This is a genomic window from Paracoccus sp. NIOT.M2S5SZ12, from assembly GCF_057748165.1.
Map to the genome: position 1 here is coordinate 174004 of NZ_JBYLFR010000001.1, position 17768 is coordinate 191771.

General features: G+C 70.6%; 16 protein-coding genes. 12 read left to right on the top strand and 4 right to left on the bottom strand.

The window, feature by feature from the left end; all coding sequences use genetic code 11:
- Positions 1 to 170 precede the first annotated feature (170 nt).
- A complete protein-coding gene (locus AC2SGK_RS00875) occupies positions 171 to 1133 on the bottom strand; it encodes an acetyl-CoA carboxylase carboxyltransferase subunit alpha (protein ID WP_488321716.1) in 963 nt (320 codons plus the stop codon).
- Positions 1134 to 1207: 74 nt separating this feature from the next.
- The gene (locus AC2SGK_RS00880; protein ID WP_488321887.1) at positions 1208 to 2392 is read right to left on the bottom strand and encodes a MalY/PatB family protein; all 1185 of its coding nucleotides are present in this window, start codon (positions 2390 to 2392) and stop codon (positions 1208 to 1210) included.
- A 78-nt stretch (positions 2393 to 2470) separates the two neighbouring features.
- Between AC2SGK_RS00880 and def (AC2SGK_RS00885) the strand changes: the two genes are divergently transcribed.
- The 4 genes from def (AC2SGK_RS00885) to AC2SGK_RS00900 all read left to right on the top strand — a co-directional run bounded on the left by def (AC2SGK_RS00885) (position 2471) and on the right by AC2SGK_RS00900 (position 4913).
- Complete coding sequence (gene def, locus AC2SGK_RS00885) at positions 2471 to 2992, top strand: peptide deformylase (RefSeq protein WP_488321717.1); 522 nt, start codon at positions 2471 to 2473, stop codon at positions 2990 to 2992.
- Positions 2985 to 3500 (top strand): peptide deformylase, encoded by a 516-nt coding sequence (gene def, locus AC2SGK_RS00890; protein ID WP_488321718.1) that lies wholly within the window; start codon positions 2985 to 2987, stop codon positions 3498 to 3500. The genes def (AC2SGK_RS00885) and def (AC2SGK_RS00890) overlap by 8 nt, the downstream gene beginning before the upstream one ends.
- A 1-nt stretch (position 3501) precedes the next feature.
- Positions 3502 to 4002 (top strand): peptide deformylase, encoded by a 501-nt coding sequence (gene def, locus AC2SGK_RS00895; RefSeq protein ID WP_488321719.1) that lies wholly within the window; start codon positions 3502 to 3504, stop codon positions 4000 to 4002.
- A gap of 173 nt (positions 4003 to 4175) precedes the next feature.
- Positions 4176 to 4913: a calcium-binding protein gene (locus tag AC2SGK_RS00900; protein WP_488321720.1), complete on the top strand. Its 738-nt coding sequence runs from the start codon at positions 4176 to 4178 to the stop codon at positions 4911 to 4913.
- A gap of 15 nt (positions 4914 to 4928) precedes the next feature.
- Here the strand turns inward: AC2SGK_RS00900 and AC2SGK_RS00905 are convergent, their stop codons facing one another.
- Entirely contained in the window at positions 4929 to 5603 is a 675-nt protein-coding gene (locus AC2SGK_RS00905; RefSeq protein WP_488321721.1) for a GntR family transcriptional regulator, read from the bottom strand.
- A gap of 141 nt (positions 5604 to 5744) precedes the next feature.
- Here AC2SGK_RS00905 and AC2SGK_RS00910 point away from each other — a divergent pair, with 141 nt between their 5' ends.
- The 8 genes from AC2SGK_RS00910 (at position 5745) to fmt (ending at position 14999) form a co-directional block, all read left to right on the top strand.
- Positions 5745 to 6704: a sugar phosphate isomerase/epimerase family protein gene (locus tag AC2SGK_RS00910; protein ID WP_488321722.1), complete on the top strand. Its 960-nt coding sequence runs from the start codon at positions 5745 to 5747 to the stop codon at positions 6702 to 6704.
- On the top strand, positions 6701 to 8440 hold the full coding sequence (locus AC2SGK_RS00915) for a dihydroxyacetone kinase family protein (protein WP_488321723.1): 1740 nt from the start codon (positions 6701 to 6703) through the stop codon (positions 8438 to 8440). Before AC2SGK_RS00910 ends, AC2SGK_RS00915 begins: the two co-directional genes overlap by 4 nt.
- Positions 8440 to 9498, top strand: coding sequence for a 4-hydroxythreonine-4-phosphate dehydrogenase PdxA (locus tag AC2SGK_RS00920; RefSeq protein ID WP_488321724.1), 1059 nt, complete (start codon positions 8440 to 8442; stop codon positions 9496 to 9498). Before AC2SGK_RS00915 ends, AC2SGK_RS00920 begins: the two co-directional genes overlap by 1 nt.
- 59 nt (positions 9499 to 9557) lie before the next feature.
- Complete coding sequence (locus AC2SGK_RS00925; protein WP_488321725.1) at positions 9558 to 10559, top strand: tripartite tricarboxylate transporter substrate binding protein; 1002 nt, start codon at positions 9558 to 9560, stop codon at positions 10557 to 10559.
- A 64-nt stretch (positions 10560 to 10623) separates the two neighbouring features.
- Positions 10624 to 11133: a tripartite tricarboxylate transporter TctB family protein gene (locus AC2SGK_RS00930; protein WP_488321726.1), complete on the top strand. Its 510-nt coding sequence runs from the start codon at positions 10624 to 10626 to the stop codon at positions 11131 to 11133.
- A 13-nt stretch (positions 11134 to 11146) separates the two neighbouring features.
- Positions 11147 to 12655, top strand: coding sequence for a tripartite tricarboxylate transporter permease (locus AC2SGK_RS00935; RefSeq protein ID WP_488321727.1), 1509 nt, complete (start codon positions 11147 to 11149; stop codon positions 12653 to 12655).
- Positions 12652 to 14052 (top strand): flagellar biosynthesis protein FlgA, encoded by a 1401-nt coding sequence (locus AC2SGK_RS00940; protein ID WP_488321728.1) that lies wholly within the window; start codon positions 12652 to 12654, stop codon positions 14050 to 14052. The genes AC2SGK_RS00935 and AC2SGK_RS00940 overlap by 4 nt, the downstream gene beginning before the upstream one ends.
- 53 nt (positions 14053 to 14105) lie before the next feature.
- Entirely contained in the window at positions 14106 to 14999 is an 894-nt protein-coding gene (gene fmt / locus AC2SGK_RS00945) for a methionyl-tRNA formyltransferase (RefSeq protein WP_488321729.1), read from the top strand.
- A 50-nt stretch (positions 15000 to 15049) separates the two neighbouring features.
- Here the strand turns inward: fmt and secA are convergent, their stop codons facing one another.
- Complete coding sequence (gene secA / locus AC2SGK_RS00950) at positions 15050 to 17752, bottom strand: preprotein translocase subunit SecA (protein ID WP_488321730.1); 2703 nt, start codon at positions 17750 to 17752, stop codon at positions 15050 to 15052.
- Positions 17753 to 17768 lie beyond the last annotated feature (16 nt).

Here is a 17768-nt window from a genome sequence, read left to right on the forward strand (position 1 = left end):
GGTTCAGGGTTGGGGCGTTTGCAAATGATGTCATCAGCCCCTCCTTTCGCGCATGGGTTGCGGGCAGGAGTGCAGGCTGGCCCAGCCTTGCATGTCGCGCAAGATGGCAAAACGCGAAAGCCGTCCCAAATCGGGACGGCTGTTGCAGGTCGGACACAGGGGCCTGTGCCTCAGGCCGCCAGTCCCTTGGAGCCCATTGCCAGGAACTTGGCGCGGCGGTCCTGGATCAGCTGGGCCGGCTTCATCTCCGACAGGTCGGCCAGGATGGCGGTGATCTCGCCGCCCACGGCGGCGATGGCCTCATCGGGCGCGCGCTGCGCCCCGCCCAGGGGTTCGGCGATGATGCGGTCGATCACGGCCAGCTTCTTCAGGTCCTGCGCGGTCAGGCGCAGCGCCTCGGCCGCGTCGCGCATCTTCTCGGCGTCCTTCCACAGGATCGACGCGCAGCCTTCCGGAGAGATCACCGAATAGATCGAATGCTCCAGCATGGCGATGCGGTTCGCGGTGGCGAAGGCCACGGCCCCGCCCGATCCGCCCTCGCCGATGATGACGCTGACCAGCGGCACGCCGATCTCCAGGCATTTCATGGTGCAGCGGGCGATGGCCTCACTTTGCCCACGCTCCTCGGCGCCCTTGCCGGGATAGGCGCCGGGCGTGTCCACCAGCGTGATGACCGGCAGGCCGAAGCGGTGCGCCATGTCCATCAGGCGGATCGCCTTGCGGTACCCTTCGGGGCGGGCCATGCCGAAATTGTGGTGGATGCGCGACTTGGTGTCGTTGCCCTTCTCATGGCCGATCACCACGCAGGGCGCGTCTTTGAAGCGCGCAAGGCCCCCCATCACCGCATGGTCGTCGCCGAAGGCGCGGTCGCCCGCCAGCGGCGTGTATTCCGTGAACAGCGCCTTGATGTAGTCGCTGCAATGCGGGCGGTCGGGATGGCGGGCCACCTGGGTCTTCCGCCACGGGTCCAGCGTCTTGTAGAGATCGCGCAGCAGGTCTGCGGACTTGCGGTCCAGCGCCGCGGCCTCCTTCTCGACATCGAGGGTGCCGTCGCCCTTGCGGGCCATGGCGCGAAGTTCCTCGGCCTTGCCCTCGATGTCGGCGAGCGGTTTTTCGAAATCCAGATAGACCATGCGGCATGCCTTTGGGGTTCGGGTTTGGCGCTATATAGGTCGGGCCGCCCCGGGTTGCAACGCGGGCGGCCGGCTCACTGCAGGTCGGCGAAGGCCGCGCGCAGGCGGTCGGCCGCCTCGATCACCCGCGCCCGCGGCGTGGCGATGTTGAAGCGCATGAACCCCGCGCCGCCCCGCCCGAAGGTCGCGCCGTGATTGGCGGCGATGCGGGCGTCGTCCTGGATGCGGCGGGTGATCTCGGCCTCGGTCATGCCGGTGCCGCGGAAATCGACCCAGGACAGGTAGGTCGCCTGCAGGGGCATGGAGCGCAGCCCCGGAATGGCGTTCACCGCCTCGTCGAAGATGCGGCGGTTGCCGTCCAGATACGCGACCAGCGCGTCGACCCAGGCCGCGCCTTCGGGCGAATAGGCGGCGGCGACCATGTCCTGGCCCAGCATCGCGGGCGACACCCCGGCCGCGGCCAGCGCGCCCTGGAACCGTGCGCGCAGGTCGGGGTCGGGGATGATCGCGTTGCCGATATGGGCGCCCGCGATGTTGAAGGTCTTGGTCGCGGCCGTCAGCGTCACCAGCCGCGGCAGGATGTCGGGCGCCGCGGTCGCGATCATCCGGTGGCGCGGGCTGCCCGGCAGGACCAGATCGGCATGGATGTCGTCCGAGATCAGGATCAGGTCGTGGCGGTCGCAGAAATCGGCGACCTCGCGCAGCTCCTGTTCGGACCAGACGCGGCCGCCGGGATTGTGCGGCGAACACAGGATCAGCAGGCGCTCGCGCCCGGTCAGCATCCCCTCCCATGCGTCCCAGTCCATCGCGTATTGGCCGTCCCGTTCGGCCAAGGGCAGTTCGACCAGGTCGCGCCCGCCGGCGCGGATCACCCGGCCGAAGGCGTGATAGACCGGCGCCATCACCACCACCCCGTCGCCGGGCTGCGTGTAGGCCTGCAGCGCCATCGCGACCGCATTGACCAGTCCCGCGCAGGTCAGCACCCATTCGGGCCGGATCGGCCAGCCGTGGCGGTGCTCCATCCACCAGCCGATCGCGGCCAGATAGGGCGCGTTCGCGCCGGGATAGCCATAGACCCCATGCGCGGCGGCGCGGTCCACCACGGCCTGCACGCAGGCAGGGGGCGCGAAATCCATGTCGGCCACCCACATGGCCAGCCCGTCATCGGGGGCCACGCCATAGGCCGCCTGCATGTCGTCCCATTTGCTGCAATGCGTGCCGCGCCGGTCGATGATGCGGTCGAAGTCGGGATGGGTCATGGCGGCCTCCTGCGGGTGCGACATGCCCTGCATAGCGGGGTTGTTGCTTATGGTGAAGGCTTGCCCTAAATCCGGGACATGAGCCTGAGACCCATCCTGATCCATCCCGACCCGCGCCTGAAGAAGGTGGCCCAGCCCGTCGCCCGCATCACGCCCGAGATCGAGACCCTGGCCGCCGACATGCTGGCCACGATGTATGACGCGCCCGGCATCGGCCTGGCCGCGCCGCAGATCGGCGTGGGCCTGCGCGTCTTCGTCATGGACGCCACCCGCGACCCCGAGGCCGAACGCGCGCCCCTGGTCCTGGTGAACCCCGAGGTGGTCTGGGAATCCGAGGCGCTGAACACCTATGAGGAAGGCTGCCTGTCGATCCCCGAGCAGTATGGCGAGGTCACCCGCCCGGCGGAGATCCGCATGCGCTGGCTGGGGCTGGACGGCGCCACCCATGAACGCGAGTTCGACGCGCTCTGGGCGACCTGCGCGCAGCACGAGCTGGACCATCTGGACGGGGTTCTGTTCATCGACCACCTCTCGGCCATCCGCCGCCAGATGATCACGCGCAAGATGGTCAAGTTGAAACGGGACATGGCCCGTGCCTGAGCGCGCGGGTGCCGGCGGTTGGACGCGTCCCGAACTGACGGGCGATCTGGCCGGCGGCACCGCGCGCGCGATCCTGACATGGCCCGACCCGCGCCTGCGGGTGCGCTGCGAACCGGCGGGGTTCCTGAACGGCCGGGCGCTGCACGCGCTGGCGGCCGACATGCTGGCGACGATGTACCAGGCGGGCGGGCGCGGTCTGGCCGCGCCGCAGATCGGGGTCGCGCGGCGCATCTTCGTGATGGATGCGGGCTGGAAGGACGGCGCGCCCGAGCCGCTGGTCCTCTGCGACCCCGAGATCCTGGTGCGCTCCCCCGAGACCGCTACCGCGGAGGAGCAGTGCCTGTCGATCCCCGGCCGCCCGGTCGCGGTCACGCGGGCCCTGCGCATCGGCATCGGCTGGTACGGTCTGGACGGGCGCTATCATCTGCGCGACATGGAGGGCGTGGCCGCGCGCATCGCGCAGCACGAGGCCGACCATCTGGACGGCATGCTGATCGTGAAGGACTGACATGCCCACCCGACCCTTCCTGCCCTATGCCGACCCGCGCCTGCACCGCCCCGCAGCCCCGGTCGAGGCCGTGACCGACGCCGTCCGCATGATCTGGGACGACATGATCGACACGATGGAGGCCATGCCGGGCGTCGGCCTGGCCGCGCCCCAGATCGGCATCATGATGGCGCTGGCGGTGGTGGACGCCTCGACCGCGCGCGGCCAGGCGGTGCGCATGGCCAACCCCCAGGTCCTGCACGCGAGCGGCCAGATGCGCGTCCATGAGGAAGCCAGCCCCAACCTGCCCGGCGTCTCGGCCCCCGTCACGCGGCCCCGCGCGGTGACGGTGCGCTTCCTGAACGACCAGGGCGCGATCGAGGAGCGCGACTTCGTGGGCCTCTGGGCCACCAGCGTGCAGCACCAGATCGACCATTTGGCGGGGCGCGTCTATGTCGACCACCTGACGCCGCTGCGCCGCAAGATGCTGGTCGCCCGTTCGGCCAAGCTGGCGCGCCGCTGAGGCCCGGCCTGCGCGCGGATGCCGCAGGCGTGAAAAAAGATCGTCCGCGATGGAATGAATGTCACCCGGCGCCGTTATGACGGCGACCGGCCGCAGGGGTGGGCGGTCCGCGACGGGGGGCGGGGCGTCCCTCCGATCCGCGCCCGGACACGCCCGATCAAGGGAATCCTTCCATGGCACGACTGTTTGGCAATGACGACGACAACCGCCTGACCGGCACCGGTGTGGCCGACCTGATCTATGGCCGGTCCGGGGACGACCGCCTGTACGGGCTGGGCGGCAACGACACGATCGACGGTGGCGAGGGCAATGACAGCATCTGGGCCGGAGAGGGCGCCAACCGCGTCTTCGGCGGCGAGGGCAACGACCGCATCTGGGCGGGCGCGGGCAGCGACGTGATCCTGGCCGGCGAGGGCAACGACACGGTCTCGGCCGGGGCGGGCAACAACCGCGTGACGGGCGGCGAGGGCGACGACGTCATCACCTCCGGCGGCGGCCGCGACACGATCAGCGGCGATGACGGCAACGACCGCATCGCCTCGGGCGGGGGCAACGACATCCTGGCGGGCGGCGAGGGCGACGACGTGATGGCCGCCGCCGCAGGGGCCGACCGCCTGACCGGCGGCGAGGGCAACGACGTGCTGGACGGCGGCCTGGGCAACGACACCATGACCGGCGGCGAGGGCGCGGACCGCTTCGTCTTTGCCAAGGGTCTGGACCGCATTACCGATTTCGAGAACGGCGACGACCGGATCGACCTGCGCGGCGTCGCGGGGCTGGACAGCTTTGCCGAGCTGCGCGGCGCGGCCAGCCAGAACGGCGCCGACGTGATGCTGACCTTCGGCGCCGACCGTCTGGTGATCGAGGACTTCCGCCTGAACCAGATGGACGGCGACGACTTCCTGTGGTGACGGCCCGCCCGGCGGTCAGGTCTGGGGCAGGTCGTGGCGGACCCGTTCCCAGGCCTGCGTCAGGTGGCGCCCCAGGATGGCCGACAGCCCGTCGGCGTCGCGCGCCTCCAGGGCCGCGATGATGGCTTCGTGTTCGGCCACGGCATGGGCCCACCGCTCGGGTCCCTCGTGGCCGATGAAGCGGATGCGCTTCAGGCGCGTCTGCAGGCGGGAATGGACCTCGGACAGGGCGCCGTTGTCGGCCAGGGCCACGATGGCGCTGTGGATGGCCTGGTTCAGCTTGTAATAGGCCAGCCGGTCGCGGCGCTGATAGCAGTCCAGCATCCGGTCATGCAGCGCCCGCACCTGCGCGATCCCGGCGTCGCTGGCCTGGGCGCAGGCGATCATGCCGGCCTGCTGCTCCAGCATGCGGATGACCTCCAGCATGTCGCGCACCTCGCGGGCGCCGAACTGCTTGACCACCGCGCCGCGCGCCGGGACCAGCTCGACCAGCCCCTCGGAGGCCAGGTACTTGATCGCCTCGCGCAGCGGCGTGCGGGACACGCCCAACTGCTGGCCGATCTGGCCCTCGTTCAGGCGGGTGCCGGGCGGCAGGGCGCCCTCGATGATCATGTCGCGCAGCCGGGTCAGGATCGCGTCCAGCAGGGGCTGGCGCTCGATCCGGGCATCGGTGTCGGGCAGGTCGGTCATGGCGATCTCCTTGAGGATCATCGCTAGACGGGGGCAGGGCGCAAGTCAATGCTGCCTTCTGTGTGCTGTATACAGAATTATTGATACGCCATTAGGCCCGTGCTACGACCGGATCAGGGATGATTCGGAAGGGGAGGGCCGATGACCAATTCACCGCCATGGACGGCCGCGACCTGGCCCATCGCCTGCGCGATGATCCCGTTCGGCACCGTCGCGCAGGACGATCCCGCCGCTTGGGCGCGCGATCTGGCGCAGGTGGCCGGCGCGGGCTTCGACGCGGTCGATCCGACCGACAGCTGGCTGCGCGTGGCCGACCTGCCGCCCGCGGCCTTGGCCGAGTTCTCCGCGATCTGCCGCGATCTGGGGCTGGCGGTGCCGGCCATCTCGACCTCGCGGCGCAGCGTCATCGACCCGGTGCACGGCGCGGCGCATCTGGACTATGGCCTCCGGGTCATCGACTGCGCGGCGCGGATGGGGGTCGGCCATGTCAGCTTCGGTCTGTTCGGCCCGCTGACCGAGGCGCAGCGCGCCGCGCTGTGGTTCTGGACCGCGCCCGGCGTCACCAACCCCGCCGACCCCGAGATCCGCGACCTGGCCCTGTCCCGCATCCGCGCACTGGGCCGCCATGCGCAGGATCTGGGCATCCAGGTCGCGCTGGAGATGTACGAGGACACCTATCTGGGCAGCGCCGCCGATGCGGTCGCCTTCCTGAACGATGTCGACTGCCCCGCCGTGCGGCTGAACGTGGACATCGGCAACCTGATCCGCCTGCACCGCCCCGTCCGCCCCTGGGCGGAGATGATCCGCCTCTGCGCGCCGCATGCGGGCTACTGGCACGTCAAGAACTATGTCCGGATGGAGGACCCGTCCGGCGTCACCATGACCCATCCCGCGCCGCTGCTGGGCGGGACGATCGACTGGCGCGCGGCGGTCAACACCGCGCTGTCCCACGGCTTCGCCAGCCCGTTCCTGGTGGAGCATTACGGCGGCGACGGACTGGGCGTCTGCGCCATGAACCGCGACTATCTGCGCGCGATCCTGGCGCAGAGCCCAGTCCTGAACCCCCGCACCCAACCGACCGACCGGAGGATTTCCGCATGACCAAGGTCCTGGACCGCCCCGAGGATTTCGCCCGCACCGCGCTGGCCGGGTTCTGTGCCGCCCATGCCGACCGGGTCGTCCCGCTGCCCCATGGCGCGCTGCGCGCGCAGGCCGGTGCCGTGGGCAAGGTGGCGCTGGTCGTGGGCGGCGGGTCCGGGCACTATCCGGCCTTCCTGGGCTATGTCGGCGCGGGGCTGGCCGATGCGGCGGTGGCGGGCGACGTCTTCGCCTCGCCCTCGACCAGCGCGGTGGCCGGGGTGGCGCGGGCCGCCGATCAGGGCGGCGGGGTGATCCTGGGCTTTGGCAACTATGCGGGCGACGTGCTGAACTTCGGCGCCGCGGCCGAGCGTCTGCGCGCCGAGGGGATCGACGCGCGCATCCTGGCCGTCACCGACGACGTGGCCAGCGCGCCCCAGGGCGACGCGGCCCGGCGGCGCGGCGTGGCGGGCGACCTCTTGGTCTTCAAGATTGCGGGCGCCGCGGCCGAGGCCGGGATGGACCTGGACGCGGTCATGGCGCTGGCCGAACGGGCGAACCGCCGCGCGGTGTCCTTCGGGCTGGCCTTTGACGGCTGCACCCTGCCGGGGCAGGACGCGCCGCTGTTCACCGTGCCCGAGGGTCAGGTGGCCCTGGGCCTGGGCATCCACGGAGAGCCGGGCATCCGCAGCGAGGCCCTGGCGCCTGCCGCCGATCTGGCGCGGATGCTTCTCGAGCCGCTGCTGGCCGAGCGTCCCGAGGGTCATGACGGCCGCGTGGCCGTGGTTCTGAACGGGCTGGGCCGCACGAAGTACGAGGAGCTGTTCGTCCTCTGGCACCATCTCTCGGGCCTGATGCAGGATGCGGGGCTGACGCCGGTCGGGCCGGAGGTGGGCGAATTCGTCACCAGCCTGGACATGGCGGGCTGTTCGCTGTCGATCCTGTGGCTGGACGACCAGCTGGCCCCGCTGTGGAGCGCGCCCGCCGATGCGCCCGCCTTCCGCCGCGGCCAGATCGCCGCGACCGGTCCGCGCCGCGAGGCCCGCGCCGCCCGCGCCGAGGCCGCGATCGCGCAGGGCGCGCCCGAAAGCCGCGCGCAGGCGGGCTGCGTCGCGGGCCTGATCGCCCGCATCGCCGCCGCCATGGCCGAGGCCGAGGCCGAGCTGGGCCGCATCGACGCGGTGGCGGGCGACGGCGATCACGGGCAGGGCATGGCGCGCGGATCGGCCGCCGCCGCCCGCGCCGCCGAGGCCGCCGCCGCCGCGGGCGCGGGGGCCGGCACGGTGCTGGCGCGGGCCGGCGATGCTTGGGCCGATCGGGCGGGTGGCACCTCGGGCGCGATCTGGGGCGTGCTGCTGCGGGGCTGGGGTCAGACCCTGGGCGACGCGGCGGCTGTCGATGCGCAGGCCGCGGCGCGGGGGGCCGAGGCGGCGCTGGACGCGGTGACGCGCTTGGGCGGCGCGCGGCCCGGTGACAAGACGCTGGTCGATGCGCTGGTCCCCTTCGTGCAGGCGCTGGCGGCCGAGGTCGCCTCCGGCGCGCGGCTGGACCGGGCCTGGGCGCATGCCGCGGCCGAGGCCGAGCGCGCGGCGCAGGGCACCGCGTCGCTGGTGCCGAGGCTGGGCCGCGCCCGGCCCCTGGCCGAGCGCAGCATGGGCCATCCCGATGCCGGGGCCATATCGCTGGCGATCTGCGCGCGGGTGGCGGGCGAGGCCATGTCCCCGACCTTTCAAGACCAATTTCAGATGGAGAATCGCTGATGCGTATCGCTTTGGCCCTGGGGGATGCCGGGGGCGTCGGCCCCGAACTGGCCGCCAAGCTGCTGGCCCATGAGGAGATCCGGGCGCTGGACGTCACCGTGGTGGGCGACGCGCGCGTCCTGGCCATGGGCGCGGCCCATGCCGGGGTCACGCTGGACCTGCCGGTGATCCGCCCCGACCAGGTCGGCGCCGGGATGCCGGCGGGGCATGTGCTGGTCGATCTGGCGAACTGCCCGGTCGAGGGGCGGCCCCTGGGCCGGTCGGGCGACGATGCGGGCGCGGCCTGCCTGCAGAACTTTGCCGCGGTGCTGCACCTGGCCCATGCGGGTCTGGCGGATGCGGCGATGTTCACGCCCTTCAACAAGCATTCGATGCGCCTGGCGCGCCCCAGCTATGTCGACGAGATCGGCTTCATCGACGCGGCCATCGGCGCCGCGCGCAGCGGACGCGAGTTCAACGTGCTAGAGGAGGTCTGGAACGCCCGTGTCACCAGCCACATCCCGCTGCGGGCCGTGGCCGACGCGCTGAGCACCGACCGCATCCTGTCCAGCCTGCGCCTGACGGCCGAGGTGATGGCGGGCGCGGGCAAGCCCGGTGCGCGGATCGGCGTCGCGGCGCTGAACCCCCATGCGGGCGATGGCGGCAATTTCGGCCATGAGGACGACGAGATTCTGGCCCCCGCCGTCGCCGCCGCCCGCGCCGAGGGGATCGACGCGACCGGCCCGATCCCGTCGGACACCGTCTTCGTGCGCGCGGTGCGGGGCGAGTTCGACGCGGTGCTGACCATGTATCACGACCAGGGCCAGATCGCGATGAAGCTGATGGGCTTCGACCGCGGCGTGACGCTGATCGCGGGATACGGCTTTCCCATCGTGACGCCCGCCCATGGCACCGCCTTCGACATCGCGGGGCAGGGCCGCGCCGATCTGGGCGCCACGCTGATGGCCGCGCGCCTCGGGCGCGACCTGGCGGCGCTGAACCCCGACCGCGCGCCGCGCCCGCTGCCCGCCGATTGGGCACGCGGAGAGGTCGCCGAGACCCTTCTGGTCGCCGAATAGGCGGCCGGGCTTCACCCCCGGTCCGCCGGGAACCATCGTCAAACGGGAGGAGAACCGAAATGTCCATCAAGACCGTCCTGATCGCCGGCACCGCCATGCTGGCCGCCGCCATGCCCGCCCTGGCCGAATGGGCGCCGACGCGCCCGGTCGAATTCGTCGTGGCCTCGGGCGCGGGTGGCGGCACGGACAACTTTGCCCGCACCATCCAGGCCGCGCTGAGCCGCAACGACCTGGTCGACCGCAACATGATCGTTCTGAACAAGGGCGGCGGTTCGGGGGCCGAGGCGTTCCTCTATGCCAAGCAGAACGCGGGCGACCCGCACAAGCTGATCTTCGGCACCAACAACGTCTATCTGCTGCCGCATGTGGCGCAGCTGGCCTATACGCCCGCCGACATGCAGCCCGTCGCGGCGCTGGCGCTGGACGAGTTCCTGATCTGGGTCAAGGCCGATGCGCCCTGGCAGACCGCGATGGAACTGGTCGAGGCCGCCAAGGCCGAGCCGGGAACCATCGTCTTCGGCGGCAGCCAGTCCAAGGACACCGACGAGACGCTGGTCGCGCTGATCGAGCAGACCACCGGCGCCGACTTCAAGTACGTCCCCTTCAACGGCGGCGGCGAGGCCTCGGTCCAGCTGGCGGGCGGGCATGTGGCGGCCAACGTGAACAACCCCAACGAGAAAATCGGCCAGTGGCAGGCCGGGGCGATCCGTCCGCTCTGCGTTTTCTCGCCCGCGCGGATGGCCGAATCCGAGCCGGTCAGCGGCGACATGGGCTGGCACGACATCCCGACCTGCGCCGAGCAGGGCTTGGCGATCGAGCGCTATCAGATGCCGCGCACGGTCTGGCTGCCGGCGGGCACCGATCCCGAGGTCGTGGCCTATTACCAGGACGTGCTGACCCGCGTGGCCGAGACCCCGGAATGGCAGGACTATCTCGCCAAGACCTCGCAGACCGCAGCGGTGCTGACCGGAGAGGAGCTGACCAGCTTCATCGCCGAGAACGAGGCCGCGACCGTGTCGGTCTTCGAGGCCGAGGGCTGGGTCCAGGCCGCGGCGCAGTAAGCGCGGCGGGGGCGGCCCGCGCCGCCCCCGATCCGACAGGCGACATCAACGGGGGGAATGGGAGATGATTGTCAAACGATACCAGGCCGAGATCGGAACGGCCCTAGTCACCGGCGCCTTGGGGGTCGCGGCCATCGTCGGCGCCGTGCAGCTGGGCCATGGCTGGACCGATCACGGCCCCGAGGCGGGCTATTTCCCGTTCTGGGTCTCGGTGGTGCTGATCGGCGCCAGCCTGTGGAACCTGGGCCGCGCGGTGATCGCGGCGCGGGCCGAGCGCGCGCCCGATCCGCTGGACGATCCGCAGGACCCGTTCCTGCCGCGCGACCACTTGCGCCGCATCGCGGTCTTTCTGGGCGCGATGGCGGCCTTCGTCGTGGGCATGCTGCTGCTGGGCTTCTACGTCGCGACGGTGCTCTATGTCGCGTGGAACGCGTGGAAGCAGGGCGGCTTCCGGCTGGCCTTCGGGCTGGCGGTGGGGGCGGGTTTCGCGCTGTCGCTCTATCTCATCTTCGAGGTGATCTTCCAGATTCCGCTGCTGAAGGGGCCGATCGAGCCGCTTCTGGGCATCTACTGAGGGGGCGGGGACCATGGGCAATTTCGATCTGCTGCTGCACGGCTTCTCCGTCGCCGTCACGCCGATGCACCTGATGCTGATGGTGGCGGGCGTGCTGATGGGTCTGGTCGTGGGCGTTCTGCCGGGACTGGGCGCGCCGAACGGGGTGTCGCTGCTGATCCCGCTGACCTTCGCGCTGGACCCCACCTCGGCCATCATCCTGCTGTCATCGATGTACTGGGGCGCGCTGTTCGGGGGATCGACGACCTCGATCCTGTTCAACATCCCCGGAGAGCCCTCATCGGTCGCCACGACCTTCGACGGCTATCCGATGGCGCGCAACGGACAGTCGACCCGCGCGCTGACGCTGGCCTTCGTGTCCTCGGGCGTGGGCGCCATGATGGGCATCCTGGTCATCACGCTGCTGGCCGGATGGGCGTCGCAATTCGCGCTGAAGTTCGGGGCACCCGAATACTTCGCGGTCTATTTCCTGGCCTTCGCCGCCTTCATCGGCATGGGCAGCGCCGCGCCGGGCAAGACGCTGGTCTCGCTGACGGCGGGTCTGGTGCTGGCCTCGGTCGGCACGGACAGCGTGACCGGGACGGTGCGGCTGACCTACGGCTTCTCCGACCTGCTGGGCGGGGTCAGCTTCCTCGTGGTGGTGATCGGCCTCTTCGGCATCGGGGAACTGCTCTCGACCGTGCAGGAGGGGCTGCGCTTCCGCGGGGTCTCCTCCAGGATCGACCTGCGCGACGTGCTGCGCACCATCGCCGAACTGCCCCGCTACTGGGCGACCACGCTCCGCTCGGGGCTGATCGGCATCTGGATGGGCATCACGCCGGGCGGCCCGACCGCGGCCAGCTTCATGTCCTATGGCGTCGCCCGCCAGGCCTCGCGCAAGGGCGCGGCCTTCGGCACCGGCCGCCCCGAGGGCATCGTCGCCCCCGAGACCGCCGACCACAGCGCCGGCACCTGCGCGATGCTGCCCATGCTGGCCCTCGGCGTGCCCTCATCGGCCACCGCGGCGGTGATGATGGGCGGGCTGATGATCTGGGGCCTGACGCCGGGGCCGATGCTGTTCGCGACCCAGCCCGACTTCGTCTGGGGCCTGATCGCCAGCATGTACGTCTCGAACCTGCTGGGCGTGATCCTGGTGCTGGCCACCGTGCCGATGTTCGCGGCGCTGCTGCGCATCCCCTTCACCATCATCGGGCCGATGATCGTGGCGATCTGCTTCGTCGGCGCCTACACGGTCGGCAGCGCGACCTTCGACCTGTGGCTGGTGCTGGTCTTCGGCATGGTGGGCTTCATGTTCACCAAGCTGGACTATCCGCTGGCGCCGATGATCCTGGCGATGGTGCTGGGCCACAAGGCCGAGAACGCCTTCCATCAGTCGATGGTCCTGTCGGACGGATCGTTGGGGATCTTCTTCGCCAATCCGCTGGTCACCGGGATCATGCTGGTCGCGCTGGCCCTGCTGATCCTGCCCAAGACGCTCGGCCTTGTCCTGGGGATGCGGCGCAACCGCAAGGTGGCGGCATGAACCTGATCGGGCATTTCGCCGGGCGCGAGGGGCGCGCCGTCCAGACCGCCATCATCGGCACGGGCGGCTTCGGGCGCAGCTATCTGGCGCAGGTGCGCCGGGTCGGCGGGCTGGCCTGCCGGGTGGCGGTGGACCGCGATGCCGCGACGGCTGCGGCGGCGCTGGCCTCGGTCGGGGTGGACCCGGCGCGGATCGCGCCCTGCGCTGATGCGGCGGCCGCGCGGGCGGCCTGGGATGCGGGTCACTGGATCGCCGCGGGCGATCTGGCCGTGGTGGCGGAGCTGCCGCTGGACGTGGTGCTGGAGGCCACCGGCGACCCCGAGGCCGGCGCCCGCCACGCGCGCATCGCCATCGACTCAGGCCATCACGTCGTGATGGTCACGAAGGAGACCGACAGCGTCGTGGGCCCCATCCTGTCACGCCTGGCGCGCGAGCGGGGCGTGGTGGTGACGCCGGTGGACGGCGATCAGCCCAGCCTGCTGATCGGGCTGGCCAGCTGGGCGCAGGTGCTGGGCCTGCGGATCATCGCGGCGGGCAAGTCCAGCGAATACGACTTCGTCTTCGATCCCGCCACGGGGCAGGTGGTCAGCAATGGCCGGGCGGTCGCCGCGCCGGACCTGGCGCAGTGGCTGGACCCGGCGGGCCGTCCCTGGGCCGAGGTGGCGGCGGGTCGGGCGCAGGCGCTTGACGCGCTGCCGCAGCGCGCCGTGCCGGATCTGTGCGAGATGACGCTGGTCGCCAATGCCCTGGGGCTGGTGCCCGACCGTGCCGACCTGCACTGTCCCGTCGCCCGCATCCCCGAGGTCGCGGACCTGATGACCGACCACGGCGGGCTTCTGTCGGGGCAGGGGCGGCTGGACGTGTTCCACTGCCTGCGCCTGGCCGGAGAGGTCAGCTTCGCGGGCGGGGTCTTCGTCACCGTCGCCTGCGACGATGCGGAAACCTGGGACATGCTGCGCGACAAGGGTCATGTGGTCTCCCGCGACGGGCGCACGGCGATGATCGGCCTGCCGCGCCACCTGCTGGGCCTCGAGGCCGCGACGACGGTGTTCGAGGCGGCGCTGCACGGCGTCTCCTCGGGCGCGCGCGCGCCGCGTCCGGTCGTGGACCTGACCGCCTTCGCCGATGCCGACCTGCCCGCCGGCACCGTCCTGCGGGCCGAGGGGCATCACCACAGCATCGCGCATGTCTCGGGCCGCATGACGCCCGCACGGGCGGTCGCGGAGGATGCGCCGGTGCCCTATTACCTGGCCGCCGGGCGGGTGCTCTGCCGCGACGTGGCGGCGGGGCGACCGATCCTCTGTGCCGACGTGGCGCTGGACGAAGGCTCGGCGCTCCTGCGCCTGCGCCGGATGCAGGACGCCGTCACCGATTGGGGCGCGGGCAGCGGGGCTTGAAGCCCGCCCGCCGCGCGGGCATTGAGGGCAGGCACCAACCGGAGGCCTGCCCGATGCGCGTGATCTTCATGGGAACGCCCGACTTCTCGGTCCCCGCCCTGCGGGCCATCGCCGCGCGCCATGAGGTCGTGGCGGTCTATTCCCAACCGCCCCGCGCCGGCGGACGCGGGCAGAAGCCGCGCCCCTCTCCGGTGGCGCTGGCGGCGCAGGAGCTTGGCATCCCGGTCCGCACCCCCGCCCGCCTGCGCGACCCGCAGGACCAGGCCGACTTTGCGGCGCTGAACGCGGATGTGGCGGTGGTCGTGGCCTATGGCCTGATCCTGCCGCAGCCGGTTCTGGACGCGCCGGGCCTCGGCTGCCTGAATATCCACGCCTCGATCCTGCCGCGCTGGCGCGGGGCGGCGCCCATCCACCGCGCGATCCTGGCGGGCGATGCGGAAACCGGCGTCGCGATCATGCAGATGGAGGCGGGGCTGGATACCGGCCCGGTGCTGGCCCTGACGCGCACGCCCATCGCCGCGGATGACACCACCGCCAGCCTGCACGACCGCCTGTCGGCGATGGGGGCGGACCTGATCTGCGACGTACTGGACCGCCTGCCGCTGCCCGCCGTGCCGCAGCCAGAGGAGGGCGTGACCTATGCCGCCAAGATCGACAAGGCAGAAGCGCGTATCGACTGGACCCTGCCAGCCGATCAGGTGGACCGCCAGATCCGCGGTCTGTCCCCGTTCCCGGGGGCGTGGTGCATGATTGGCGACGAACGCGTGAAGCTCCTGGCCAGCAGTGTGGCCGAAGGTCAGGCGGCACCGGGAACGGTCCTGCCGGACTTCACCATCGCCTGCGGCAGCGGCGCGGTGCGCATCACGCTGGCGCAACGCGCGGGCAAGCGGCCGATGACCCCGGACGAGATGCTGCGCGGCTGGTCGCTGCCCTCGCGGTTGGGCTAGGGGCGCGTCAGCGCCCCGTCGCGGGACGCAATCCGCACCCCGGCCGGCGGTCAGATCGCCCCGTGGCAGTGCTTGAACTTCCGGCCCGAACCGCAGGGGCACAGGTCGTTGCGCGCCGGGTTGCCCCAAGTCGCGGGGTCGGCCTCGTCAAAGCCGGGACGCGGTGCCGCGGGGGCCTCCTCCACGGCAGGCTGCGCCGCGTCGGCAGCCTCCATCTCGGCGCGGGCCTGCTGCTGCTGACGGGCGATCTGGGCGGTCATCTCGTCGCGCTCGGCCTGGGTCAGCGGGCGGATCTGCGCCAGCCGCTGCGTCACGTCAAAGCGCAGGCCGTCCAGCAGCGTCTCGAACAGCTGGAACCCCTCGGTCTTGTACTCCGCCAGCGGATCGCGCTGCGCATAGCCGCGAAAGCCCACGACCGATCGCAGATGGTCCAGCGTCAGCAGGTGCTCGCGCCACTTCTGGTCGATCTGCTGCAGCAGGACCTGCTTCTCGATCTGGACCATGGTCTCGGGACCAAAGGCGGTAGCCTTGTCGGCCATGTAGGCATCGCTGGCCTCGGTGATCCGCTCGCGCATCACGTCATGGTCCACGCCGTCCTCGGCCGCCCAGTCCGCCACCGGCAGGTTCAGGTTCAGACGCTCGCGGATCGCGGTCTTCAGCCCCTCGACATCCCACTGCTCGGCATAGCTGCGCGGCGGCAGATAGCTGTCGATCAGGTCGTCGATGACCTGGTGGCGCATGTCGGCGGTGATCTCTCCGACCTCGTCGCTGTCCATGATCTCGCGGCGCTGGCCGAAGATCGCCTTGCGCTGGTCGTTCATCACGTCGTCGAACTTCAGCAATTGCTTGCGCGTGTCGAAGTTGCGCCCCTCGACCTTGGCCTGGGCGCGCTCCAGCGACTTGTTCACCCAAGGGTGTACGATCGCCTCGCCTTCCTTCATGCCCAGGGTGGACAGCACCTTGTCCAGACGCTCGGACCCGAAGATCCGCATCAGGTCGTCGTCCAGAGACAGGAAGAACAGCGAGCGGCCGGGGTCGCCCTGACGGCCCGACCGGCCGCGCAGCTGGTTGTCGATGCGGCGGCTCTCGTGGCGCTCGGTGCCCAGGACGAACAGGCCGCCCGCCTCCAGGACGCGGGCCTTCTCGTCGGCATGCTCTGCCTCGATGCGGCCGCGCAGCGCGTCGGGATCGGCCTCGGGGTCGGCCTTCAGCGCCTCCATCACCTTCATCTCGACATTGCCGCCCAGCTGGATGTCGGTGCCGCGGCCGGCCATGTTGGTGGCGATGGTCACCGCGCCCAGCTTGCCGGCATCGGCGACGATTTGCGCCTCGGCCTCGTGCTGGCGGGCGTTCAGGACGTTGTGCGGCACGCCCTCGCGCTTGAGCATCTCGGACAGCATCTCGGACTTTTCGATGCTGGTGGTGCCGACCAGGGTGGGCTGGCCCTTGGCATGGGCCTCCTTGATGGCCTCGACCACGGCCGCGTATTTCTCGGCGGCGGTGCGATAGACGCGGTCATGCTCGTCGATGCGGGCGATGCCGCGGTTCGTCGGCACCTCGACCACGCCCAGCTTGTAGATCTCGGCGAATTCCTCGGCCTCGGTGGACGCGGTGCCGGTCATGCCCGACAGCTTCTCGTAGAGACGGAAGTAGTTCTGGAAGGTGACGCTGGCCAGGGTGACGTTCTCGGGCTGGATGTCCACGCCCTCCTTGGCCTCGATCGCCTGATGCAGGCCGTCCGACAGGCGGCGGCCCTTCATCATGCGGCCGGTGAACTCGTCGATCAGCATCACCTCGCCGTCGCGCACCATATAGTGCTGGTCCTTCAGGAACAGCTTGTGGGCGCGCAGGGCTTGGCTCGCGTGATGGACGATGGTGGTCGATTCCGGATCGTACAGCGTCTGATCCTCGGGCAGCACGCCATCGGCCTGCAGGCGGCGCTCCAGGAACTCGTTGCCTTCCTCGGTGAAGGTCGCGTTGCGGGCCTTCTCGTCCAGCTTGTAATGCTCGTCGGTCAAGAGCGGCACATAGGCGTTCAGCACCTTGTACAGCTCGCTGCGGTCCTGGCTGGGCCCCGAGATGATCAGCGGCGTGCGCGCCTCGTCGATCAGGATCGAATCGACCTCGTCGACGATCGCATAGTTGTGGCCGCGCTGGACCATCTCGGCCACGCTGCCCTTCATGTTGTCGCGCAGATAGTCGAAGCCCAGCTCGTTGTTGGTCGCATAGGTGACGTCGCAGGCATAGGCCTCGCGCTTCTCGCCCTCGGGCTGGAAGGGCACCACGACGCCGCAGCTCATGCCCAGGGCGGCATAGACCTTGGACATCCATTCCGCGTCGCGCTTGGCCAGATAGTCGTTCACGGTGACGACATGCACGCCCTTGCCCGACAGCGCGTTCAGATAGGCCGGGAAGGTCGCGACCAAGGTCTTGCCCTCGCCGGTCTTCATCTCGGCGATGTTGCCCTGATGCAGGAAGATCCCGCCCATCAGTTGCGTGTCGAAGGCCCTGAGGCCCAAGGCGCGGCGCGCGCCCTCGCGGCAGTTGGCGAAGGCCTCGGGAAGGATGTCGTCCAGCGCCTCGCCGCCCGCCACGCGGGTCTGGAACTCGCGGGTCTTCTCGATCAGCCCCTCGTCGGACAGCGCCCGGAACTGCTCCTCCAGGGCGTTGATGCGTGCGACCAGGGGGCGGGTCCCCTTGACCTTGCGGTCATTGGGCGTCCCAAAGACCATCTTTGCCAGATTACCGATCATGTTACCTTCGCCATCA